General features: G+C 35.8%; 20 protein-coding genes. 15 read left to right on the top strand and 5 right to left on the bottom strand.

The window, feature by feature from the left end; translation table 11 throughout:
- Positions 1–135 precede the first annotated feature (135 nt).
- The 4 genes from K8344_RS12750 (at position 136) to K8344_RS12735 (ending at position 4,409) form a co-directional block, all read left to right on the top strand.
- Positions 136–885, top strand: a complete 750-nt coding sequence (locus tag K8344_RS12750; RefSeq protein ID WP_237609068.1) for a thioesterase family protein — start codon at positions 136–138, stop codon at positions 883–885.
- 149 nt (positions 886–1,034) lie between these two features.
- On the top strand, positions 1,035–1,814 hold the full coding sequence (locus tag K8344_RS12745) for an enoyl-CoA hydratase-related protein (protein WP_237609067.1): 780 nt from the start codon (positions 1,035–1,037) through the stop codon (positions 1,812–1,814).
- Positions 1,815–1,870: 56 nt separating this feature from the next.
- Entirely contained in the window at positions 1,871–3,040 is a 1,170-nt protein-coding gene (locus K8344_RS12740) for a 3-hydroxyacyl-CoA dehydrogenase NAD-binding domain-containing protein (RefSeq protein ID WP_237609066.1), read from the top strand.
- A gap of 34 nt (positions 3,041–3,074) precedes the next feature.
- Positions 3,075–4,409 (top strand): dipeptidase, encoded by a 1,335-nt coding sequence (locus K8344_RS12735; protein ID WP_237609065.1) that lies wholly within the window; start codon positions 3,075–3,077, stop codon positions 4,407–4,409.
- 67 nt (positions 4,410–4,476) lie between these two features.
- Here the strand turns inward: K8344_RS12735 and K8344_RS12730 are convergent, their stop codons facing one another.
- Both K8344_RS12730 and K8344_RS12725 read right to left on the bottom strand, forming a co-directional pair.
- Complete coding sequence (locus K8344_RS12730) at positions 4,477–6,033, bottom strand: AbgT family transporter (RefSeq protein WP_237609064.1); 1,557 nt, start codon at positions 6,031–6,033, stop codon at positions 4,477–4,479.
- Positions 6,034–6,180: 147 nt separating this feature from the next.
- Positions 6,181–7,374 (bottom strand): class I SAM-dependent rRNA methyltransferase, encoded by a 1,194-nt coding sequence (locus K8344_RS12725; protein WP_237609063.1) that lies wholly within the window; start codon positions 7,372–7,374, stop codon positions 6,181–6,183.
- 202 nt (positions 7,375–7,576) lie between these two features.
- On the opposite strand from K8344_RS12725, the gene K8344_RS12720 reads away from it, so the two are divergent.
- The 5 genes from K8344_RS12720 (at position 7,577) to paaZ (ending at position 14,270) form a co-directional block, all read left to right on the top strand.
- Positions 7,577–7,987: a PaaI family thioesterase gene (locus K8344_RS12720; protein WP_237609089.1), complete on the top strand. Its 411-nt coding sequence runs from the start codon at positions 7,577–7,579 to the stop codon at positions 7,985–7,987.
- A 311-nt stretch (positions 7,988–8,298) separates the two neighbouring features.
- On the top strand, positions 8,299–9,633 hold the full coding sequence (nhaA, locus tag K8344_RS12715) for a Na+/H+ antiporter NhaA (RefSeq protein ID WP_420908355.1): 1,335 nt from the start codon (positions 8,299–8,301) through the stop codon (positions 9,631–9,633).
- A gap of 11 nt (positions 9,634–9,644) precedes the next feature.
- Positions 9,645–10,505, top strand: coding sequence for a KPN_02809 family neutral zinc metallopeptidase (gene ypfJ / locus K8344_RS12710; protein ID WP_237609061.1), 861 nt, complete (start codon positions 9,645–9,647; stop codon positions 10,503–10,505).
- 15 nt (positions 10,506–10,520) lie between these two features.
- A complete protein-coding gene (gene pcaF, locus K8344_RS12705; protein ID WP_139856624.1) occupies positions 10,521–11,726 on the top strand; it encodes a 3-oxoadipyl-CoA thiolase in 1,206 nt (401 codons plus the stop codon).
- Positions 11,727–11,771: 45 nt separating this feature from the next.
- The gene (gene paaZ / locus K8344_RS12700) at positions 11,772–14,270 is read left to right on the top strand and encodes a phenylacetic acid degradation bifunctional protein PaaZ (protein ID WP_237609060.1); all 2,499 of its coding nucleotides are present in this window, start codon (positions 11,772–11,774) and stop codon (positions 14,268–14,270) included.
- Positions 14,271–14,342: 72 nt separating this feature from the next.
- Here paaZ and K8344_RS12695 read toward each other — a convergent pair whose 3' ends face one another.
- Both K8344_RS12695 and K8344_RS12690 read right to left on the bottom strand, forming a co-directional pair.
- A complete protein-coding gene (locus K8344_RS12695; protein ID WP_237609059.1) occupies positions 14,343–16,004 on the bottom strand; it encodes an ABC1 kinase family protein in 1,662 nt (553 codons plus the stop codon).
- A 92-nt stretch (positions 16,005–16,096) separates the two neighbouring features.
- Positions 16,097–17,077, bottom strand: coding sequence for a bile acid:sodium symporter family protein (locus K8344_RS12690; protein WP_237609058.1), 981 nt, complete (start codon positions 17,075–17,077; stop codon positions 16,097–16,099).
- A 289-nt stretch (positions 17,078–17,366) separates the two neighbouring features.
- On the opposite strand from K8344_RS12690, the gene K8344_RS12685 reads away from it, so the two are divergent.
- From K8344_RS12685 to K8344_RS12660, 6 genes are all read left to right on the top strand, one after another.
- Positions 17,367–18,119, top strand: coding sequence for an enoyl-CoA hydratase/isomerase family protein (locus tag K8344_RS12685; protein WP_237609057.1), 753 nt, complete (start codon positions 17,367–17,369; stop codon positions 18,117–18,119).
- 82 nt (positions 18,120–18,201) lie between these two features.
- Positions 18,202–18,465: a four helix bundle protein gene (locus K8344_RS12680; protein WP_237609056.1), complete on the top strand. Its 264-nt coding sequence runs from the start codon at positions 18,202–18,204 to the stop codon at positions 18,463–18,465.
- Between the two features lie 162 nt (positions 18,466–18,627).
- Positions 18,628–19,224: an acyltransferase gene (locus K8344_RS12675; RefSeq protein ID WP_237609055.1), complete on the top strand. Its 597-nt coding sequence runs from the start codon at positions 18,628–18,630 to the stop codon at positions 19,222–19,224.
- 2 nt (positions 19,225–19,226) lie between these two features.
- Entirely contained in the window at positions 19,227–20,567 is a 1,341-nt protein-coding gene (locus K8344_RS12670) for a phenylacetate--CoA ligase family protein (RefSeq protein ID WP_237609054.1), read from the top strand.
- 10 nt (positions 20,568–20,577) lie between these two features.
- Positions 20,578–21,891, top strand: coding sequence for a dihydrolipoamide acetyltransferase family protein (locus tag K8344_RS12665; protein WP_237609053.1), 1,314 nt, complete (start codon positions 20,578–20,580; stop codon positions 21,889–21,891).
- A 174-nt stretch (positions 21,892–22,065) separates the two neighbouring features.
- A complete protein-coding gene (locus K8344_RS12660; RefSeq protein ID WP_237609052.1) occupies positions 22,066–24,138 on the top strand; it encodes an alpha-ketoacid dehydrogenase subunit alpha/beta in 2,073 nt (690 codons plus the stop codon).
- A gap of 187 nt (positions 24,139–24,325) precedes the next feature.
- Here the strand turns inward: K8344_RS12660 and K8344_RS12655 are convergent, their stop codons facing one another.
- Complete coding sequence (locus K8344_RS12655) at positions 24,326–25,288, bottom strand: alpha/beta hydrolase (protein ID WP_237609051.1); 963 nt, start codon at positions 25,286–25,288, stop codon at positions 24,326–24,328.
- Between the last annotated feature and the right edge of the window lie 423 nt (positions 25,289–25,711).

Here is a 25,711-nt window from a genome sequence, read left to right as displayed (position 1 = left end):
GTTTTTCTGTAATGAAAATCCTCTCAATCGATAATCTCAATAGCTTCGCATACAAGACTGTTTAAATTTGACAAAAAAACTATGGGATATTATTACGAACTACTCAACCGTGAAATAAAAACAGACGGCACACAAGTGGCGCACTATCGACCTACTAAAAACACCCAAGGAGCCTGGAATGAAAACGAACAGCACATGGCCCCAGCTACGGGTGCTATTTGTGTAGAATTAGAGAAGTTCCAGCCCAGGGACGACATGCGGATTGGTCGTATCAGCTTGGATATATTGGGAATGATTCATTTGGACGACTTTCAAATTACCACCCGCTGCATCCGTCCTGGAAGAACTATTGAACTTCTTGAATCGATTTTTGAAGCTAAGGGAAGAATCTGCATTATAGCACGCACTTGGAGAATGATAATCGAAGATACTTCAGAAGTTGCTGGATTGGAAGATAATTCAATGCCTTCTTACAAAACTTTACCTAATTGGGAAGGTATGTCTGTTTGGAGTGGTGGATATATTCAATCTGTTTCAAAAAACGTTAAGGCAGTTGACCGCCGTCCTGGGAAAGGTAAGGTTTGGATTACAAATAAATTGGAAATGGTAAAAGGAGAAACCACAAGTCCCTTTGTAAAACTAATGGGAATGGTTGATACCATGAATGGAGTGGCAGTTAGACAAGAAAATCCCTTTACTCATATGTTCCCTAATGTCGATTTACAAATCCATCTATATCGCTTGCCACTAGGCCCATGGCTCGGACTCGAAGTCGATCAACAATATGGGCAAGATGGTATTGGATTAACAACTGCAGTACTTCATGACGAGAAAGGACCTTTTGGTCATGCCGAGCAAATTTTGACAGTTAGAAAGGTATCTTAATTTGATTGAATAAACTTAAGAAGTATAGCAGGGTTATCTTTGGAGTTATTCTCAGATTTCAACAACTCTTTATATTTTTGTTAAAAAGGACTTCGACAAAGTAGTATCTTTAGGCGTTCAATCAGAAATTCACTATATAAACACATAATATGGCTTCTATAATTAAAGAAATAAAAGATAAAACAGCATACCTTACATTAAACCGTCCAGAAGTTTTTAATAGTTTTAATAGAGAAATGGCGCTCCTACTTCAAAGTGAGTTGGATGCCTGCGAAAACAATCCAGATATCAGAGCAATAGTTATTACGGGCATGGGGAAAGCATTTTGTGCTGGTCAAGATTTAAAAGAAGTAACTTCTCCAGAGTTAAATCCCGGATTCAAAAAAATTCTTGAAGAACACTACAACCCGATTATTTCTCGAATTAGAAGTATTGAAAAACCAATTATTGGAGCTATTAATGGTGTGGCGGCTGGCGCCGGTGCGAATATTGCTTTGGCATGTGATGTAGTAATTGCTTCAGAAAACGCAAGTTTTATTCAGGCTTTTAGTAAGATTGGGCTGATTCCAGATAGCGCAGGAACCTTTTTCCTTCCTCGTTTAATCGGATTTCAAAAAGCTTCAGCCTTAATGATGCTTGGCGATAAAATATCCGCTCTAGACGCTGAAAAAATGGGAATGGTTTACAAAGTAATTTCTTCAGAAAACTTTTCAGAAGAAGTAAATACTATTGCTAATACCTTAGCCAATATGCCTACCAAAGCATTAGGTCTTACAAAGCGATTATTAAACCAATCAATGACAAATTCATTGGAAGAACAATTAGATTTAGAAAGCAAACTTCAAATTGAAGCAGCTCAAAGTGATGATTACGCTGAAGGAGTAGATGCTTTTGTAAACAAAAGAAAACCTCAATTTAAAGGAAAGTAATATTAGCAAAACTCGAATCAAGATTTGTTAAGTATTAAAAGTCTAAAAAATACGAAATGATTAAAAATATTGGAATAATTGGCGCAGGAACCATGGGCGCTGGAATTGCACAAGTAGCAGCAACAGCTGGATGCACAGTTAAAATTTACGATACAAAAACCGATGCTTTGGAAAAGTCTAAAGCCGATTTAGAAAAAATCATGAATCGTTTGGTTGAAAAGGGACGAATCGATGCTAATGAAAAGGAGCGCATTCAAAATAATATAAAGTACGTAAATACACTTAAGGAATTGAAAGATTCCCATATGACCATTGAGGCAATTATTGAAAACCTCGACATCAAAAAAAATGTGTTTTCTACGATTGAAAAGTTTGTAAGTGACGATTGTATATTGGCTTCAAACACATCTTCTCTATCTATTGCTTCCATTGCATCTTCACTAGAAAAACCTGAGCGTTGTATAGGAATTCACTTCTTCAACCCTGCTCCATTAATGAAATTAGTTGAGGTTATACCTGCGGTACAAACATCTGAAGAAACTTTAAACATTTCTATACAAACCATTAAAGATTGGGGAAAAACAGTTGCGGTAGCCAAAGACACACCTGGATTTATTGTTAATCGTGTTGCAAGACCTTTCTACGGAGAAGCTCTCCGAATTTACGAAGAAGGTATTGCCGATTTTGCTACTATCGATTGGACTATGACAAATTATGGAGGGTTTAAAATGGGGCCATTTGAACTTATGGATTTTATAGGAAACGATGTTAACTACACCGTTACAGAAACAGTCTTTGAAGCCTTTTATTACGACCCACGATACAAACCTTCATTCACACAAAAACGCTTTGCAGAAGCTGGATATTTAGGCAGAAAAACCGGTAGAGGTTTCTACAACTACGGAGAAAATGCCGTAAAACCTGAACCTGTGTTTAAAGATGATTTGAATATTGAAGAGCTCGTTTTCGAAAGAATATTGGTTATGCTAATTAATGAAGCTGCCGATGCTCTTTTCTGGAATATTGCATCTGCAAAAGACATAGATAATGCAATGACCAAAGGAGTAAATTACCCCAACGGGCTATTGGCTTGGGCAAATGAAAAAGGAATCGAATGGTGTGTAGCGAAAATGGATGAGCTTTACGACAGATATCACGAAGATCGCTACCGTTGTTCTCCAATTTTAAGAGAAATGAAAGAAAATGGAAATAAATTCGATGTTTAAACTAAATTACAACCAAGCCTTAAATCTAGAAAATATGAAGAAGTTTACTTATTTACTCTTAACCTTATCTCTTATTCTTGGATCTTGTGGAAACAAGAAAGAAGAGAAAAAAGAAGAAGATAATAAAGCTGCTGAAACAGTACTTGAAAAAGCAAAAAGAATTCACGACAATGTAATTACCATTGACACTCATGTTGATTTTGATGTTCGCAACTTTACCGCAGAAAAAAACTACACTCAAGAACTTCCAGTTCAAGTGGATTTGCCTAAAATGGCTAAAGGTGGTTTAGATGCAGTGTTTTTAATTGTATATACAGGACAAGGTGATTTGACAAAAGAGGGTTATAAAAAAGCATATGAAAATGCAGACGCTAAATTTAATGCCATTCATCGCTTAACTACAGATTACGCTTCAGACAAAATAAAACTTGCAACTTCGGCTGAAGATGTACGCCGTATTGCTACCTCTGGTAAAAAAGTTGCTCTTATAGGTATAGAAAACGGCTACCCTATGGGGGAGGATATTTCTAGACTTCAAGAATTTTACGACCGCGGAGCACGTTACTTATCCTTAGCTCACAATGGACATAATCAATTAGCAGATTCAAATACGGGGGAGGAAGACAATGTATGGCTTTACAAAAACAATCTAAGCGAATTAGGAAAAGAAGCTGTTGCCGAACTTAACCGTTTAGGAATAATGATTGATGTATCGCATCCATCAACGGGTTCAAACAAAGAGACTTTAGCGCTTTCAAAGGCCCCTGTAATAGCTTCACATTCTTCTGCTCGTGCATTAAATGATGTAAGTAGAAATCTTTGGGATGATGAACTTTTAGCGATAAAAGAAAATGGTGGTGTAGTTCAAGCTGTAGCTTTTGCTAGTTACATCAACTCTAAAAAAGATTCAATTCACAAAGCCGCATCTCGAACAATTTTGGATGAGATTGCAAAAGAAATGGATTTGAAAATTCTAAGTTGGCCTGAATTTAGAGAATTAGATGAAGCGGAAGCGGAAGTATATCTAGATAAATACAGAAAACTTCAAGCAACTGCAAAACCACGTATTGAAAAAGAAATTAATCCAATCGCACCTCCAGTTGATGTGAAAGATTTTGTAGATCACATAGACTATATGGTAAAACTTTTAGGAATTGATTACGTAGGAATCAGCTCGGATTTTGATGGTGGCGGTGGAGTTTATGGTTGGAGAGATGCTTCAGAAACTTTTAATGTTACTTTAGAATTAGTAAAACGGGGTTATAGCGAAGAAGACATCGCAAAACTTTGGGGAGAAAACCTACTTCGTGTAATGGAAGAAGTAGAAAAAGTAGCTTCTAAGATTCAAAGTGAAGAAAAAGTGAATTAAGTTTATTTCGTTCTTAAACATATTAAAAAAGCCTTCCATAAATTTGGAAGGCTTTTTTATTTAAATTTTACGATGCTATATACTCATAGCTAGCTTGTAATCCAAGAGGAATTCCTAGTGCCCAATACACTAATAGGAAAATGGTCCAGAAAATGAAGAATGCAATTGAGTACGGCACCATAGTTGAAACTAACGTGCCAATACCTGTACCTTTTACATATTTCTGGCAATAAACAACTACTAATGGGAAGTAAGGCATTAACGGAGTGATAATATTAGATATTGAATCCCCTACTCTATATGAAGCTTGAGTTAGATCTGGCGATATTCCTAACTGCATTAGCATAGGCACCATTACGGGTGCGATAAGAGCCCATTTAGCTGAGGCCGACCCGATAAATATATTTACAAATCCTGTGAGAATAATAATTCCCACAATGGTAATTTGAGCTGGTAAATTTAAAGATTGAAGCCCTGAAGCTCCTTTTAATGCTAATAAAGCCCCCAGATTAGATTTAGCGAAAGCATCAATAAACAATGCACAGAAAAAAGCCATTACTATATAATAACTCATTCCACTCATAGATTTGGTCATACTCTCAATAATATCTTTGCTTGTTTTAAAAGTTTTAGACATCATTCCATATACTACACCTGGAATTAAAAATATGATAAAAATTAACGGCACTATCGATTGCATTAATGGCGCTGAAAAGGAAGTGATTTCACCATTCGGATCACGTAGGGCTGAATCTACAGGATAAGCCCATAAAAACAATCCTATTAAACCCAATATCATTGCTAGACAAGCTGCGTAAAACGCCTTTTTCTCTCTTTTATCAAGAGAACCCATATTAACCTCTTCTCCTTCTTCAACAACTACAGGAACTTTTTTTAGCCGTGGTTCAACTATTTTATCTGTAATATACCAGCCTATTAAAACTATAAGTATTGTTGAAGCTGAGGTAAAATACCAGTTATTTAATGGATTTAACTGAATGGCAGGATCTATAATCCTGGCGGCAGATTGTGTGAACCCTTGTAATAATGGATCAATACCCGAAGGGACAAAATTTGCACTAAATCCACCCGATACGCCTGCGAAAGCAGCAGCGATTCCTGCAATAGGATGACGACCAGCGGCATAGAAAATAATTCCCCCTAAAGGAATAACTAATACATATCCCGCATCGGTTGCTGTGTGAGAAACTATAGCAACTAAAATCAACATCGGGGTTAAAAGTGCTTTCGGCGTTATTCGTAGCATCGATTTTAATCCTGCATTTATAAACCCCGAATGCTCCGCAACTCCTACTCCTAACATTGCTACAAGAACAATCCCCAAAGGTGCAAAACTGGCAAATACAGTCACCATACTTGAAAGAAATTTAGCCAAGGCGGCACTTGTAAGTAAGTTATGAATTTGAATTGCAGATCCTGTAGAAGGATCGATTTCTGAAAATTCTAAAGTGGAAAAGATAGCCGACAGCACCCATATTAAGAGCATTAAGACAAAAAATAAAATGGCAGGATCGGGAAGTTTATTTCCTATTCGCTCAACTGAATCTAGTAGTTTGGTTACAAATCCTTTTTTTTCTGTAGTAGTTTCGTTAGTTGTATTCATATTTTGGTATACAAGCAACTAAACAAAATTTATGTTTCATCTAATTGCAATTAAAAAAAAGACTAACATACAATTATTTCTTAAAATTATAAACGTTTTTTAGTGCGTGAAATATAAAATTATAGTATTTATAGACGGGCTTACGTTTTAAGAAATTCTATAATATCCAGACTTTAGGTAAGCCCCTTCTTCAAAACCTATGGGGTGATCGATATCGTGTTGCGTAAATTCTTCTAACTTCCAGGTAACTTTTAACCGATTAAATTCTTCACGATGAATATCTAAAAATTCATTTGCAGAAATTCGAGAAGAACAAGAAGCTAACAACAATAAACCATTCTTACTGGTCAATTTAACCCCTAATGCGGTTAACTCAGCATATTTCTTTTTAGCAACGTCAATTTCCTTTTTACTTTTTGCAAAAGATGGCGGATCGATTATCACAATATCAAACTTTTCATTATGGTTTACCATTTCTTTTAAAAGCTCAAACGCATCCCCCGCCAAAATAAAATGTTTACCAGTATGATTATTCAAACTAGCGTTCTGTTGTGCTAAGGCTAATGCCTGTTTACTAAAATCTAAACTTGTCACTTCTTTCGCTCCCCCAGCTAAAGCATGAACTGAAAAACCACCAGCATATGAAAACACGTCGAGTACGGTCTTGCCTTTAGCAAGCTGGCCCACTCTATATCGATTTGCTCGGTGATCCAGAAAAAAACCTGTTTTATGTCCTAGTAAAAGATCCGCTTGAAAGTTTACTCCATACTCCTTGAAGGTTACCGTGTGATTATCAAAATTGCCGTAAAGTACATCACCTTCTTTAAAAGAAGTTTTCATTTTTTGAAGGTTTCTACTTAGGCGAAGCACCAAACTTTCTACTTGACTTACCTCAGCAATAGCAGGCACTAGCATTTTAAGATATGGCAACCAAATAGGCGAATACAGTTTTACAACTCCTACATTATTATAAATATCCACTATAAGACCTGGAAGCCCATCGTTTTCTCCAAAAATTAGACGATATGCATTAGTATCAGTTTCTAATAATGGTTTACGAACCCTGTACGCTTCACAAATTTTCTTCTGAAAAAACGCTTCATTTATCTTTGTACCACCTCCTAGATAAATCATTTTTATTCGAATTGGAGAATCTGGGTCGTAAAGTCCAATTCCAAACACTTTATTATTTCTTTGATCGAAAAGTATAGCAACATCTCCAGCTTTTCCTGGTTTATTAATTTTTTCTATACTTTCTGAAAATATCCAAGGATGCCCCTGTTTAACTAACTTTTCAGCAGTAGGTTTAAGTTTTATTGCCAAAGAAATTGGAGATGCCATATATCGCTGTTTTGTAAAGTGAAAGTATAATTGTTTAATAGAAAAAAGGATATGAAATAAGGAGTTAAAATTACTTAATCTTCATAAATAATAAGATTTTACAAATGTCTATATTTAATGTCCTATTTTTGTATTAAATCTAGCTAGTTTCATTTTAATCTAATATATGATTGAAAAAGATAATAATTCCTTTGGTTCAAAAATGAATCCTGAAGATATTCCTAGTAAAATGCTTTCTCTGGATCCTTTTAGCGCTTGGCTTGGAATTGAAATTTTAGAACTTAAAAAAGGATTTGCCAAACTTGGTATGCGTATTAGAAAAGATATGCTAAATAGTATGGGAAAAGCTCACGGAGGGATTTCATATTCTTTAGCAGATACGGCTTTTGGCTTTGCGGCAAACTCTCAAGGAAGATACGCTGTATCTATCGAGACTTCTATTAATCATATTGAAGCCTTAGAAGAGGGAGATTACATAATTGCGGAATCGGTAATTGAGAGAACGAAAAACAAACTAGCTTTTTATATTGTTGAAATTAAACGAGAAGAAGAGTTAGTTGCACTTTTTAAAGGAGTTGGCTATAGAACTTCAAAAGAATGGACTGAAGAATAGAATAATTTTATATTTTCTTTGCAGTTCCTTAATTTCTTGATATTTTAGAAAATACTGCTTTTGACAGTTTGATATGAAGAGTGATATATATTTTACGATTGCTTATTTAGGTTAAAAAAAGTTAATTATTTTCGAATATTCACATTAATTTTGACTATATAATAATGACATTTGAATTATTTAGATAGTCAAGAATAAAGCGAGATAAGCGCTTCATTTATAGACCTAAAAGTTTGTTATTTTTTAATATAAACTTAACCATTTAATAAAACGCATTAAATAGTTTTGATAAAATTTTCGAAATCCTAAATCTGATGAAAGTAAAAAAATATCCTATTGATAAAATAAAAAGACCTTTTGCAAAATTAATGCAAGAAGAGAAATCTGGAGCCCTCGTTTTGGGGATAAGCATTATAATCGCCTTTATTCTTGCTAATTCTCCAATTCACCAACAATATCATCATTTTTTTGAACATGAATTTGGTTTTTATTTTGATGGAAATCCTTATTTGGAATACAGTATATCCGAATGGATTAACGACGGATTAATGGCTATTTTCTTTTTTGTGGTAGGTCTTGAATTAAAGCGTGAAATTGTCGCTGGAGAATTGTCTAATATTCGAAAGGCTATGCTTCCCATTGCTGCTGCAATTGGTGGAATGTTAGTTCCAGCTGCTATTTACCTGGCCTTAAACCCTACAGGAGAAGTTCATAGTGGATGGGGTATTCCAATGGCCACAGATATAGCCTTAGCTTTAGGAGTCTTATATCTACTAGGAAACAGAGTCCCCCTTTCCATAAAAGTTTTTTTAACAGCTCTCGCCATTGTAGATGATTTAGGAGCTGTGTTGGTTATTGCATTTTTCTATACTTCTAATATCTCCTTTTTAAATCTAGCTATCGGTTTCGCATTTTTATTATTGATGTTTATTGGAAATAGAATGGGAGTGCGTAGTATAATATATTATGCATTAATAGGTATTGTAGGTGTTTGGACGGCATTTATTTTATCGGGAATTCACGCCACCATCGCTGCAGTTCTAGCTGCTTTTATGATTCCTGCCAATGTGAGGATTAAAGAGAGTATATATATGGCGAGGATTAAAAAGCATTTGTTTAGATTTAAAAATACTGATCCTGACGATTTAATTCCAACTCTCACAAATAAACAATTACATATTCTTGAGCGTGTTAGTTTGGACACCAAAAAAGCCATACCACCACTTCAAAGGTTAGAACATGCGATGACGCCATTCGTAAACTTTATAATACTCCCAATTTTTGCACTAGCAAATGCAGGGGTTACAGTATTCAATATTGAAATAGATAAGTTGTTTAGCACCAATGTTGCAATTGGAGTAGGATTAGGATTGTTAGTAGGAAAAGTATTAGGAATAGTTGGCTTCAGTTGGCTTGCCGTAAAATTAAATATCGCATCTTTTCCTAAATTAATGAATCTCAAAAGCCTTACGGGTTTAGCACTATTAGCAGCCATCGGATTTACAATGTCTCTATTTATAACTCAATTGGCATTTACACATGAAGAATATAAAACACAAGCCAAAATAGGTATCTTTATAGCATCCATTATTGGCGGATTATTAGGGTATCTGATCCTGAATAAACAATTCAAAAAAACACTTTAAATGTTGGTATTATGAAATGGAAAGGTAGAAGAAAGAGCGGTAACCTAGAGGACCGACGAGGGATGAGTAAAGGAAAAATGGCTGCTGGCGGAGGTATCGTAGTTACTATTATAGTGTTGGCATTAAACTTTTTTGGAGGCGACACAGGTAAACAACTTGCTCCAATTGTTGAACAGATTGGAAACAATCGAACTTCACAGCAAGTTGAGCAAAGAGAACTTACTGCTCAAGAAAAGGAAATGGGCGACTTTATGGCTACTGTTTTAGCCGACACTGAAGATGCTTGGCGACAAATTTTTAACGAGAATAACTTAGGCAATTATCAAGAGCCCAAAATGGTGCTTTTCACCGATGCGGTAAGAACAGGATGTGGGAACGCTAGTTCGGCTTCAGGTCCATTTTACTGTCCAGCAGATCAAAAAGTTTATATGGATTTAGTATTCTTTAATGAATTAAAATCTCGTTTTGGAGCAAAAGGTGGTGACTTTGCCATCGCTTATGTTACTGCACACGAAATTGGACATCACGTTCAAACTTTACTTGGAACTTCTGGTAAAGTAACACAATTACAACGTCAGGCAGGTCAAGCACAAGCCAACAAACTTTCGGTTGCTTTAGAGTTACAAGCTGATTTCTATGCCGGGGTTTGGGCTCACTACAACCAAAAATACTTGGAAGAAGGTGACATAGAGGAAGCCTTAAGCGCAGCAAATGCTGTAGGTGATGACGCCATTCAAAAAAGAACACGTGGCGGTGTTATTCCAGATAGTTTTACACACGGAACCTCTGAGCAGCGCATGACTTGGTTTATGAAAGGTTTTAAAACTGGAGATGTAAGACAAGGAGACACCTTTGCAGAATTATTAAATTAACATTCAAAAACTTTAATGGAAGCATATATAATTGACGGAATTAGAACGCCAATAGGAAATTACAAAGGAACCTTATCTGCTGTTCGCACAGACGATTTAGGTGCTATCGTGATTAAAGAAGTAGTAAAAAGAAACCCAAATATACCTAGCGATGCTTATGACGATGTTATCATGGGATGCGCCAATCAAGCGGGAGAAGACAATCGAAACGTCGCTAGAATGTCATCGCTTTTAGCGGGATTACCTTTCACCGTACCTGGCGAAACGGTTAATAGACTTTGCAGTTCAGGTTTGTCTGCAATTATTCACGCAAACAGAGCAATAAAAGCTGGAGATGGCGATTTATTTATTGCTGGAGGAGTAGAAAATATGACGCGTGGGCCATACGTAATTGCTAAACCTTCAAGTGCTTTTGGAAACGATTCTAAAATGTACGATTCAAGTTTTGGATGGCGTTTTATCAATCCAAAAATGCAAGAACAATACGGTACTGATGGTATGGGAAATACCGCTGAAAATCTTGTAGAGATGTATAATATCTCAAGAGAAGACCAAGATAAATTTGCACTTTGGAGTCAGCAGAAAGCTACTAAAGCACAGGAAAATGGAAGATTAGCAAAAGAGATTGTTACCGTTGAAATTCCACAACGCAAAAAAGATCCAATATTATTTTCAAAAGATGAATTTATAAAGCCTACAACCTCATTAGAAGTTTTAGGAAAACTACGTCCAGCTTTCAAAAAAGAAGGAGGTAGTGTAACAGCAGGAAATTCATCAGGATTAAATGATGGCGCAGCGGCAACAATTATTGCATCAGAAAACGCTGTAAAAAAATACAATCTTAAACCAATAGCAAGAATCGTAAGTTCTGCTGTGGTTGGAGTTGAACCAAGAATTATGGGTATTGGTCCTGTTGAAGCTTCTAACAAGGCTTTAGAAAAGGCAGGATTAACTATGGATGATATGGATATTATCGAGCTAAACGAAGCTTTTGCTGCGCAAGCATTAGCTTGTACTCGAGCATGGGGATTGAAAGATGATGACCCAAGATTAAACCCAAATGGAGGTGCAATTGCCATTGGCCACCCACTTGGAGTAACAGGAGCTAGAACTACTTATTCAGCAGCCTTAGAATTAAAAGAACAAAACAAGAGATACGCCTTGGTTACGATGTGTATTGGAGTTGGGCAAGGTTATGCTGCGGTAATCGAGCGAGTTTAAAAAATTGTTTTTCACTTAAAAAGTGAATTACTTAAAAAAATTATAATGAAAAAATTACATAATTACGTTACAGGACAATGGATTCAAGGTAAAGGTGAAGGTGTTCCTATGCACGACGCCATTACCGGTGAAGTAATTGCCCTTTCAGATACTGAAGGACTTGATTTTGGTGAAATTCTTCATTACGGAAGAACAAAAGGTGGAGAAGTACTTCGTAAAATGACTTTTCAAGAGCGTGGAAATATGCTAAAATCCTTAGCACTTCACCTCGTAAAAAAGAAAACCGATTTTTATGAAATAAGCTATAGAACTGGAGCTACAAAGATTGATAGCTGGATAGATATTGAAGGAGGATTTGGAAACTTATTCGCTAATGCTTCTCTTAGAAAACTTTTCCCTAATCAATCTTATCACGTTGAAGGAGACCCAATAGATCTTTCTCGTGGCGGACGCTTTATGGCGCATCATATTATGGTGCCAAAACGTGGAGTTGCAGTACACATTAATGCTTTTAACTTCCCAGTTTGGGGAATGTTAGAAAAGTGTGCGGTAAACTGGATGGCAGGTGTACCTGCTGTAGTTAAGCCTGCAACCAATACTTCATTCTTAACAGAAGCAGTTGTTCGAGAAATTATTGCTTCTGGAATACTTCCTGAAGGCGCTCTACAACTTATCACAGGATCTGCAAGAACTATATTAGACACCGTGGAATCGCAGGATGTTGTTACATTTACAGGTTCCGCATCTACTGGACGTATGTTAAAAGCACATCCTAGAATTATCGAGGAAGCGGTTCCTTTTACAATGGAAGCCGATTCGTTAAACGCTTCAATTTTAGGAGAAGATGCCATTCCTGGAACCCCAGAATTCGATCTTTTTATAAAAGAAGTACGCAATGAAATGACCGTAAAATGTGGTCAAAAATGTACTGCTATTCGTCGTGTTATTGTTCCCGAAAACTTAGTTGAAGATGTACAAATAGCACTTGGAAAAGCACTTTCAAAAGTAACTATTGGCGACCCACGACTAAAAGAAGTAAGAATGGGCTCCTTGGTAAGTTTAGACCAAGTACAAGAAGTTCGTGAACGCGTTCAAGAGTTGTCAAAAACAGCAAGTATAGTTTATGGCGACTTAGATAAAATTGACGTAATTGGTGCTGATGCTAAAAAAGGAGCATTCTTAGCTCCAATTGTACTTCGTGAAGACAATCCTTTTAAAAACTTATCTGTTCACGAAACAGAGGCGTTTGGACCTGTAAGCACTATCATGCCTTACAAGAACTTAGACGAGGCTATTACCTTAGCTCAAATGGGGAAAGGTTCTTTGGTTTCATCTATCGCTACCAATGATGATAAAATTGCTAAAGATTACGTAGTAAATGCCGCTTCACATCACGGTAGAATTTTAGTAATAAACCGTGAAAGCGCCAAGGAAAGTACGGGACACGGTTCACCACTACCAAGTTTAGTTCACGGCGGTCCAGGACGTGCTGGTGGAGGTGAAGAAATGGGTGGAATGCGAGGTATTAAGCATTATTTACAACGTACAGCCATTCAAGGTTCCCCAACAACATTAACTGAAATCACAGGAATATACCAAGCAAATGCAGATTACAAGGAAGCAGATAAACATCCATTTGCATATCACTGGGAAGACATAAAACCAGGTATGTCGCTTAAAACTCACAAGCGAACACTTACGGATTCAGACATTATAAGCTTTGCGAATCTTACTTGGGATCATTTTTATGCTCATACGGATATCACTTCGCTAGATGGAAGTATTTTCGAAAAACGAACAGCTCATGGCTACTTCATTATTGCAGCAGCAGCAGGTCTATTTGTTTATCCTAATAAGGGCCCAGTAGCTGCAAACTATGGACTAGAAGATTGTAGATTCCTGCGTCCTTTATACCATAATGACACTATCTATGTTCGACTAACGTGTAAGCAAAAGGTTGATCGCGATGTAGCTTCTGCAGAACATCCAAGTGGTATAGTAAAGTGGTTTGTTGAAGTTTTTGACGCCGAAGATGAATTAGTTGCAGTAGCGACAATTTTAACGATGGTTCAAAAGAAACAAGAGGTTTTTGTTGAAATGACTGAAGAGAAAATTCAGGAATTAGTAAACAAATTAACTGAGAATGATAAGCCTAAATGGGGTATTATGACACCTCAACATATGCTGGAGCATTTAGAAGAATCGTATAAAGTTCTTGGAGGGCAAATTCAAGATTTTGAAATTGTAACTCCTGAAAAGATTGTAGAGAAAGTAAGAAACAGTCTTTATAATTATGAAAAGTTCCCTCAAAACTCACAATTCCCTACTATGAAAAAGGGAGAGCTGGAAGATTTAAAACATCCGGATTTATCAACTGCTAAGGAAAAATTTTTTGAAGCAAGAGAAGAATACACTGCTTTTTTCAAAGAAAACCCTGATGCTGTACTAAAAAATATGGTTTTCGGTGAATTGAATAAATATGAATCTTATCTATTAGAAAGAAAGCACCTCAACCACCATTTTGAACAGTTTGGGTTGATTTAATTATCTAGATATACTCTATTAAATTTAAAATGGTCTCTTAGTTTTAAGGGACCATTTTAAATTTCAAAACATCTACTTTTCCTTTTTACTCTCATCTTTTAGTAGAATTTCATATAGCAGGTAAAGCCCTATAATTGCCGCAATTATAAACAGTATAAATGCAAATCCTGGATAACCGGCAATTGTCCATGAACTTGGAACTCTTACCAACATTGCTGCTCCAATAATTAAAGCTGCGATGATAAGTCCGGCTGTAATTCTATTGGCCACTTTCTGAAATGCACCCGTGAATCGTTGTTCATCAATAGCATCGACTTGAATTTTCATCTTATTATCCGCTAGAAGTTCTGAGAATTTATTTAATCGATAAGGTAAATTTTCTGTTAGCTCTTTCATTTCCAGAAATACCTCCATTAAATTTTCTGGTTTTAAATTTTCCTTCATTCGCTGCTGCATCAAAAGCTGAACATAATCTTTCACGGTTTGCTGCACATCGTATTTGGGTGCTAGATATGCCACAATTTGGTCTAGATTGAGTAGAATCTTTCCTAGAATATTCAGTTCTACGGGAATATGAATACCTTCTTTTGCAGCCATTTGGTTCATTTTTATCAAGACCCTACCCGTTTGCAAATCTTTGGCCCGAGCATTTTCATTTTCTTGAGTTTTGCGAATTACATCTTTTTTGAAATTGGATACATCCTTCTTATCATCGTATTCGCTGATACTTAAAAGTATATCTGCAACCCTAGAACCATCGTAATTACTTAAGCCAATCATCAATTTTAAAATGATTTCTTGCATTTCATTGCTGAACTTGGCTACCATTCCCAAATCCATGAGCGCAATTTTATTTTCTGGCGTCAAATAAACATTTCCTGGATGTGGATCGGCGTGGGCAAATCCATCCACTATAATTTGTTTTAAATAGCTTTTTACCAATTCATCCACCAATGGTTCAAATGAAATGTCGAGACGTTTTAAAGGTGAAACCTTTGTGATTTTCCCTCCTTCAACAAATTCCATTGTAAGCACCTTGGAAGAGCAATAATCCAATATTGGAGCAGGAATGAACATGTGTTCAAATTCAGCTAAATTCTTTTTTAAGGTAGCCAAGTTTTGAGCTTCTAAAGTATAGTCTAGCTCCTTCAACAATACATATCGAAGTTCTTCAATTACACTGTGAATGGCATAATTGCGTCCCATTTCACTATAAGTTTCAAGCTTTTCCGAAATAGCCATCAATGTATCTAAATCCTCAATAAATCGCTTCCGAATCCCTGGACGTTGTACTTTTACGGCAACAATTTTTCCTGAGTGAAGGACCGCACGATGAACTTGACCAATAGAAGCACTTGCCAAAGGTTCTTTCTCGAAAGATGCGAATGCTTTAGAAATACGTACTCCTAACTCTTCTTTAAATATTGTTTCGATTTCTTGGTAATCTACAATCTCAACTTCATCCTGAAGTGTCGCTAAGGCGTCTAAAAATGGAGAGGGTAATAAGTCTGGACGAGTTGAAAGTAATTGACCAAGTTTTACATACGTAGGCCCCATACTTTTTAAATCATCGGCAAGTTCTTCAGGAGAATGGTCAAAACTTTCAGTTTCAATCTCCGTCTCAGTATTGGCCATTTTTTCTTCGGTATAGGAAAATACATCACTATTCCAATACTTCATCATAAATTTAAAGAAACGAATATATTTGTCGTATTGATCAGGAAGTAGACTCATAAATTATAATTTTTATGAAAACTACAAAATTTACTTAACTGTTTCTATGAGCTTTAGGATAAATTTAAGTAAAATGAATTCCCTATTCGTTACTAAGCTTTCGCAATGTTTTCTTTCCCTTTCTTAGTTGCAATTACACTAATAATTAATATCTGAAACGCGTGATAGAACATTAGCGGTAATAGGACTATTCCAATTATAGTAGTCTGCCCAAAAAGCGCTTCCGAAAATACTGTTCCGTGGACTAAAGATTTCTTAGTACCACAAAATTGATTTGTAATTCTGTCGGCGTGATTCAAGTTAAGCAGTTTTCCAAACCACCCTGTTAGGGAGTATACAATATAGAACAGAAGTAAGACCAAGATTACCATTACCCCCATTTCTAAAACACTTACGCTTGAAAAAATTTCATCTTCAAAAGATTGGACGAAACTTTTATAAATTATCAGCAAAATAACAAACTTATCGAATAAGCTCAGCTGTCTTTTATGCCGTTGTGCCCAAGCTCCGAAAAACTTACGCAGTAAAAGTCCCAGTATTAATGGGATTAAAATTTCTGTAATCAACTGAATATAAATTGAAGAAAAATCGAAAGCAACATCTGTTTGACTTATAAATGGCATCATCCAAAGCGGTGTTAAAACTATCCCGATAATTCCCGATATGCTTGCATTAAAAATTGCTGCAGGTAAATTTCCTTTAGCCATAGACACCATCACAACTGATGAAGATACCGTAGATGGTAAAGCCGCCATAAATAAAAAGGCTAACCAGAGCAGTTCGTAATCCGAATCTTTAAAAAACGGGTAAAACGGCAGTATTAAAAGTGGAAAAAGGACAAATGTAGAACTCTGAACGGCAAGGTGTAATTTCCAGTTTTTCAGCCCATTTTTAATTGCTTCAGAATTCAAACTCAAGCCATAAAAAAAGAAAATAAAAGAAATTCCAATACTACTAATCAATCCCATAGGCATAGGGCTGCTAGATGCTGCAAGTTGAGGAAAAAAGTAGGCAAGAATAATGCTAACTACAATTGCAATTACAAATGAATCAATCTTAAGCTTCTTAAGCATAGAATTTTTTAGCAAAGATATAAGTGCTAAGCATTTTAAGGTGACGTATTTTAAAAAAGTAAAACAAATATGTTTTTTGAAAATATTTCCAAATGTTCGATTAAAATCTACGTCATTAAAACTCAATTAGGCTTTAAATTTATAAAAAGTTGATTTATTTTGTAAGGCTAGAAAAGACCCAAGTTTTTGCAAGCCTTTTGAATGGTTAAAAAGATCATTTGAAATGGAAAAGTCTTTTATTTTAAATAAATTGTAACCAAACGAAAATCCGCATAAAAAGCGAAATAATATGAATGAAGCATACGTAAAACACAGCACTCAAAACGAAATTGCAACCATCGAATTTTTTCACCCAGCACATAACAGCTTACCAGGTGATTTATTGGCAAAACTTGCAAATACTATTACCGAAGTCGGGAATGATGATATGGTGAAAGTTATCATATTAAAAAGTGGTGGCGACAGAACTTTTTGTGCAGGTGCGAGTTTCAATGAATTAATCAGCATCAACGATGCCGAAACAGGTAAAGTATTTTTTAGTGGTTTCGCCAATGTAATTAATGCAATGCGCAAATGTCCTAAGTTTATTATAGGAAGAATTCAAGGAAAGACTGTTGGTGGTGGCGTTGGCGTTGCATCGGCAACGGATTACTGTATGGCAACAAAATTTGCTGCAATTAAATTGAGTGAACTTAACGTTGGTATTGGTCCATTTGTAGTTGGTCCAGCTGTTGAAAGAAAATTAGGAACAAGTGGGTTTAGTCAAATAGCCATTGACGCAAATTCTTTTTACGACGCCGAATGGGCAAAACAAAAAGGATTGTACAATCAAGTTTACGACTCTACTGAAGAAATGGATGAAGCTGTTCAAAAGTTTGCTGAAAACCTATGCAAGTATAACCCTGAGGCAATGAAAGAAATGAAAAAAGTTTTTTGGACCGGCACCGAAGATTGGGATGAACTATTAGCTGAAAGAGCAGTAATTTCAGGAAGATTGGTCTTAAGCGATTTCACGAAAGAAACATTGAAAAGGTTTAAGTAATAGATTGTAGTTGGTAGTGGTGAGCGCAAAAAGTTAGCTTTTTTTTGAGTGATGAGATAAATAAGTTTCAGAACTTATAATTATGGAAGGTCAATATCATTTTAAATTTGACGACCTACAAGTTTATCAAAAGGCTATAGACTTTGGTGAGTTTGTAAACAAGCAAGTAGAAACATTTCAAAGTCACAAAATTTATAAACTATCATCTCAATTTATTCGCGCAGCAGACTCAATTGCTTTTAATATTGCCGAAGGTTCCGGTAGTACCGATATGATTTTTAGGCGTTATTTAAAAATGGCCTGCCATCTTTCTCATGAATATGTGGCTGCATCCACTAAAGCTTGATTAAGACAATACATTAGCTTTGAAACAGATGAAGAAAACAGAAAACGATTAACGGAATTAGGTAAAACGATTTCATCATTAATACGACATTTAAAAAAACAAATAAGATGGTTCACTTAACAAAGCGAAGCGCTCACATCATTCCTCTCTAAAAACTAAATTATGATCTATTCATTTAAAGGCCATATTCCAGTAATTCATGAGTCTAGTTATGTTCATCCACTGGCTGCTGTAACAGGGAATGTAATTATTGGTAAAAACTGCTATATTGGACCAGGTGCTGCAATACGTGGAGACTGGGGTGAAATAATTTTGGAAGACGGAGTGAATGTACAAGAAAACTGTACAGTTCATATGTTTCCAGGTAAGAGTATTGTTTTAAAAGAAGGCGCTCATGTAGGCCATGGCGCAGTTATTCACGGCGCCAATTTAGGCAGGAATTGCTTGATAGGAATGAACAGTGTTATAATGGACGATGCTGAAATTGGTGACGAATGTATCGTTGGTGCTATGAGTTTTGTAAAAGCAGAAGAAAAATTTCCCAAAAGAAAATTGATTGTAGGAAATCCAGCTAAAGCTATAAAAGATATATCAGATGATATGATTGCATGGAAAACTGCGGGAACAAGATTGTATCAACAATTACCAACCGATTGTCACAAAAGTTTAAAGGAGGTTGAACCCTTACGCAAAATTCCAAAAAACAGACCTGTACAAGAGGATTTTTATAAAACGCTTCAAGATTTTAGAAAAAAATAGTAATGTATAATAAAGAAATTGAGACACTTTCTCTTGAAAAGCTTAGGAAGCTACAAAGTGAACGTCTAGTGAATCTCGTAAACAGAGTATATAAAACCGTTCCGTTTTATAAAAACCTTTTTGATGAATCAGGAATTGATGTTTCATCAATAAAATCGATTAATGATATCCACAAGCTTCCTTTTACCAAAAAAACAGATTTAAGAGATCAGTATCCTTTTGGATTTTTAACGGTACCTGAAAACCAATTAGCGCGTATTCATTGCTCAAGTGGTACTACCGGAAAACCTACGGTGGTAGCTTATACTAAAAACGACTTAGATATTTTCTCAGAAGTTGTAGCTCGCTCTTTGGCTGCTGGAGGTGCAAAGTCTGGAATGAAAATGCATAACAGCTATGGTTATGGCCTATTTACTGGCGGGATAGGAATTCACTATGGAGCAGAAAAATTAGGGATGTCTGTAATACCTGTTTCAGTGGGAATGACAGATAGACAAATTACGTTATTACAAGATTTTCAGCCTGAAGTAATTTGCTGCACCCCATCTTATGCCCAAACAATTGCTTTTGAATTAGAAAAAAGGAACTTAAAAGTATCCGACCTTAATTTAAAATATGCTATTTTAGGAGCTGAACCTTGGACGGAAGCTATAAGAAGTGACATAGAAGCTTCATTAGGAGTAAAAGCAACTAATATTTATGGTCTGAGTGAAATTATAGGTCCTGGAGTTTCACAGGAAGCCTATAATGAGCAAGGCACAGGAAGTTATGTTTGGGAAGATCATTTCTTTCCTGAAATTGTAGATAAGGATACAGGTGAACCTCTTCCTTATGGAGAAGAAGGTGTGTTAGTATTTACCACACTTACAAAAGAAGCTATGCCTTTTTTGAGGTATTGGACAAATGACATTTGCAGTCTGTCTTATGACCATAGCATGTCTAGAACTCATATTAAAATGGGACAAATTAAAGGACGTTCGGATGATATGCTTATTATTAGAGGTGTAAATTTATTTCACACTCAAATTGAAGAAGTTTTTCAGGAGTATAAAGAATTAGCACCAAACTATCAGCTAATTGTCACCAAAAATGGTTTAACAGATCAAGTAGAGGTTAAAGTTGAAACCAACTCAGACTTTCAAATTAAGTTAGGTTTAGGGGGTGGATTCAAAGAAGATGAGGTTATGAAGAATTCAGCATTAGCTTCTATGTCTAATCAATTGAAAAAAAATATAAAAGATAAAGTAGGATTGAGTATTAAGGTGACCTTAAATTGTTATGGGGCAATCCCTAAAAGTGAAGGAGGTAAATTAAACCGTATCATTGACTTACGAAATTCTTAAAAAATAAAATATGCCGAAGCAGGAATTTAGAATGCCCAAAATGGGTGAAAGCATTACCGAAGGAACCATAATTGAATGGCACGTAAACGTTGGTGAGTTTTTTGAAAAAGGAGAAGTACTTTTAGAAGTAGCTACAGATAAAGTGGATAATGAAGTCCCTGCAGTAGCTTCTGGAAAGTTAATTGAACAAAAATTCAGCAATGGAGATGTAGTTCCAATCGGAGAAGTTATAGCTATTTTAGAACTTTCAGATAGTGAAGGTTTAGAAAAATCAGATTCAAAAACCTCATCATCACCTTCAAAAAATAAGGTTACTCAGCGCAGTAGTACTAGTTCAGCTTCAAAAGAAAAAATTGCGAAGCCTAGTAAAAGCTCACCAGCAAAATCATTTATAGTAAATGAAAACCTTTTCATTTCACCTTTGGTTGATAGTATTGCTAGAAAGCATCATATTAGCTATGAAGAGTTAGCACGAATTCCTGGAACCGGAAAAGATGGTCGCTTACGCAAGAGTGATGTTACAGCGTATATTGCAAGCGGACGTCCGTTTAAGTTTGCACAACCAGTTTCAGAGCCTACAGGGTTTCAGGTGCCAGATTTAAAATTTGACAAAGGCAAAGGGAAAATAGTAGAAATGGATCGGATGCGTCAAATGATTGCCGACCATATGGTTTTTTCTAAACATACATCTCCACACGTTACTGCTTACGTGGAAGCCGATCTTACCGATATGGTAAAGTGGCGAAATGAAAACAAAATTCCATTTCAGAAAAAATACAATGAAAAGCTTACATTCACCCCGTTATTTATTGAATGTGTAGCCAATGCAATTGCCGATTTCCCGATGATAAATTCATCTTTAGATGGGAAAAATGTAATTGTAAAAGAGGATATAAATATTGGAATGGCAACTGCCCTACCTACTGGTAACTTAATCGTTCCCGTGGTAAAAAATGCTGACAAAAAAAGTTTGAAAGAGTTAGCTGCAGCCACGAACGAATTAGCAGGGAAAGCTCGAGACAATAAGTTAAAAGGTGACGACACCAAAGGAAGTACTTTTACTATTAGTAATGTTGGAACTTTTGGCAGTTTAATGGGCACACCAATAATTAATCAACCCGAAGCAGCAATTTTGGCTACAGGAATTATTAAAAAGCGTGCTGAGGTTATGGAAAGAGAATCGGGAGATACTATTGAAATTCGCCATATGATGTACCTCTCTCTTTCATTCGACCATAGAATAGTTGATGGATATTTAGCTGGTTCATTTTTAAGAAGAATTGCCGACTATATGGAGAAATTTGATATAAATAGAGAATTGTAGTCAAGACTATTTAGGCAAGCTAGCGACAAGCATTTTGACAAGGGTTATCGCGAGTAACGAGCATCCTTCAAAATGACAAAGAAAAAGATAAAAGAAAGAATTAATTTAAAAATTAGAGCTAACAATTTTAAATAACTTGTTAGGTCTCAGAACAATTTTAAAAATCGTGAATCGATGGTTAATAAAATAAATAAAGAAACCCTTAAAAAAGCCTTTAAAACTCTCGTTACTGCAAAAGAAATGACTGAGATTTATGAGGAGAATTTTAAGACGGTTTCAAAATACGTTCATGCAACTTCGCGTGGGCACGAGGTGATACAAATAGCTGCAGGAATGCAGCTCTTACCGCAAGATTATGTTTTTCCTTACTACAGAGATGATTCGATCTTGCTATCTATTGGAATGACACCTTACGAGTTAATGCTTCAGGTTTTAGCTAAAAAAGACGATCCTTTTTCAGGTGGGCGAACTTATTACTCTCATCCAAGCTTAAAAGACGACGATAAGCCTAAAATTCCTCATCAGAGTTCTGCTACAGGTATGCAAGCAATACCTGCGACTGGGGTAGCTTTAGGGTTTTGGTATAAGGAGTCTTTTAATTCAGAATTTAAAACTAAAAATTCAGAATTAGATGCCCCTATTGTAATTTGTAGTTTAGGCGATGCTTCTGTTACTGAAGGCGAAGTTGCTGAAGCCTTCCAAATGGCTGTTTTAAAGAAGCTACCCATACTATACTTGGTTCAGGACAATGGCTGGGATATTTCAGCAAACGCAGCTGAAACAAGAGCTCAAAATGCTTATGAGTATGCAAAAGGTTTTAATGGACTAGAGGCGGTAACTATCGACGGAACTGATTTTGAAGAGAGTTATAACACACTTCAAGATGTAATTTCAAAAATAAGAACTGAGCGCAGACCATTTTTAGTACACGCAAAAGTCCCATTATTAAATCACCATACTTCAGGTGTAAGAATGGAATTTTATCGCGACGATTTAGACGAAGCTAGGACTCGTGATCCATACCCGAAAATGGTAAAACTATTGCTTGATAAAGGGTTTGAACAAAAAGAATTAGACGAAATAGAGAGCGAAGTTAAAAGCGAAGTCAAAAAGGCGTTAGAAAAAGCTTTTAAAGCAGAAGACCCGACACCGGAAGATTTATTTACTCACGATTTTGCACCAACCGAAATCACCGAAGAAGTTGGAGATAGAAGCCCGAAAGGTGCCGAAAAGGTAGTGATGGTGGATTGTGCGCTATCTGCCATTGAGGAAATTATGCGCAAGCATCCAGAATCCTTGTTATATGGCCAAGACGTGGGAAGGCGATTGGGAGGTGTTTTCCGTGAAGCTGCTACTTTAGCTGAAAAGTTTGGCGACAACCGCGTTTTTAACACGCCTATTCAAGAAGCTTTTATAGTTGGTAGTACAGTTGGAATGAGTGCCGTAGGTTTAAAACCGTTCGTTGAAGTTCAGTTTGCCGATTATATTTGGCCCGGGCTAAATCAGTTATTTACTGAAGTTAGTCGTAGTTGTTACCTTTCGGAAGGAAAATGGCCTGTTTCAATGGTATTACGTGTTCCAATTGGAGCTTATGGTAGTGGTGGGCCTTATCATTCATCGTCAGTTGAAAGTATCGTTACAAATATACGCGGATTAAAAATAGCCTATCCAAGTAATGGAGCAGATCTTAAAGGTCTTTTAAAAGCGGCTTATTACGATCCAAACCCTGTTGTAATTTTTGAGCATAAAGGGCTTTATTGGAGTAAAGTGAAAGGAACAAAAGCTGCTACTTCGGTGTTACCTGCAGAAGATTATATATTACCATTTGGAAAGGCTTGGGTTTTACAAGAAATTTGGAAGCAAGAAGATGAAGAAACTCTTTCAATAATAACCTATGGAATGGGAGTGCATTGGGCAATAAACGCTTCTGAGGAACTTGGAATGCAGGATAAAATTGAAGTTGTAGATCTTAGAACCCTTCACCCTTTAGATTATGAGACAGTTTTTAAATCGGTTAAAAAATGTGGTAAATGTCTAGTTGTAACAGAAGAACCATCAGATAATGGATTCAGTAGAGGACTTCAAGGAAGAATACAAGAAGAATGCTTTCAAAATTTAGATGCACCAGTAATGCTAATTGGTTCAGAAAATATGCCTGCAATTCCTTTAAACTCAACACTTGAAGAAACAATGATTCCTTCAACTGAAAAGGTTAAAAAGAAAATATTGGACATATTAGGGTATTAAAGATTTCTTATGCTTAATTAAAAATTAAACATTACATTAAAGTTTTTTTAATTTTTAATAAAAAGTTTAGCTACAACAATCTGATTTTAAATTGGTTGCAAGCGATTAAAATGGAACTATTAAAGTAATTAACCCACATTATCCCCCCAAATTCTAGAGGATCATCTATATGGATGATCTTCTTTTTTTAATCTATCTTCGTTTTAAGCCAATCAAATAAAGTTTTAAATGCAAGCCTTCTTACAGCTAATTCAGAAAGGAATAAATCGTGCATTCCGTTATTTATCGTGTAAGTTGTAACGTCACCTTTAATCTTCTTAGCATAATATTCGATGTGTTGAACATTTAACACAGCATCCCCATGCATAAAATTTTCCGTCCACTTTTTTTCATAAATAGTTTTATCGCTATGCATTACTAGCAACGGAACATCCAATTTTAAGTGGTTCTGAATATTTTTATGGCCATTGTGTATAGCTCTAATAAAACTTAAACTTACCTTGGGTATTTGGTGAGGTTTCCAGTTTAAGTTGTAGCTCCATTCACCATACATATCTTTATGTAAACTATAACCGTAAAACTTAGATAGACCACTGGAAATTTTCTTGTTGGGCATATATTTCCCTAAAAATGATAGAATGGGTATACCTATATTTCTTTCAAATGAATTAAGATTAAATTCATAAAAGGGACTGTTACAAATTACACAATGAAATAAGCTACTGTTTAAATATCTTGCGGCATAGTTCGTTACTATCAAACCACCTGTAGAGTGCCCCAATAAAACCACTCTGGAATTTTTTTCTAAATGAATAAGCCGCAAAGCTTTATCAATCTCCTCGTCATACTCCTCAAGGGAGCGTACATTATTTAACTTTTGGTGACTCAAAAACGAACGACCATACTTTCTTAAATCTAGCGCATAGAAATTAAATCCCTTACTAGTAAAGAGATTTGCCATTTCACTTTGAAAGAAGTAGTCATTAAAACCGTGAATGTACAATACAGCCTTAGAAGACTTTACCAGCGACTTCTTGCGAATTATAGTAGCAACTACTTCACCTTCATAATCACTCTCTAGTGCTAGGGTGATTTGTTGAAAATCATTACCCAATATATCTAATGAATACTGCCCTTCAGTTAATTTCATTGTTATTTTATTTAATAAAGATCAAAATTCTATAAATTACATATACAATTTTGGAATATAATTAAATCTAGATTATTGGGAGAAATAAATATATATATGTCGAAGAAAAAAGACCTCACAGTTATAGTGAAGTCTTCTTACTCAGTAGCGGGAACAGGACTTATTTCGACTGCGCTCAGCATAAACTCCTCGCCCTGTTCTGAAAAGATATAAATAAAAAAATAGACCTCTCAGTTATAGTGAAGTCTTCTTATTTAGTAGCGGGAACAGGACTTACTTCGACTGCGCTCAGCATAAACTTCTCGTCCTGTTCTGAAAAGATATATTCAAAAAAAAAGACCTCACATTTATAGTGAAGTCTTCTTACTTAGTAGCGGGAACTGGACTTACTTCGACTGCGCTCAGCATAAACTTCTCGTCCTG

The organism is Aequorivita xiaoshiensis (assembly GCF_022008395.1).
GTDB lineage: Bacteria > Bacteroidota > Bacteroidia > Flavobacteriales > Flavobacteriaceae > Aequorivita > Aequorivita xiaoshiensis.
Note: the sequence above shows the minus strand (reverse complement) of the source record. Positions and strands in the feature narration are given on the sequence as shown.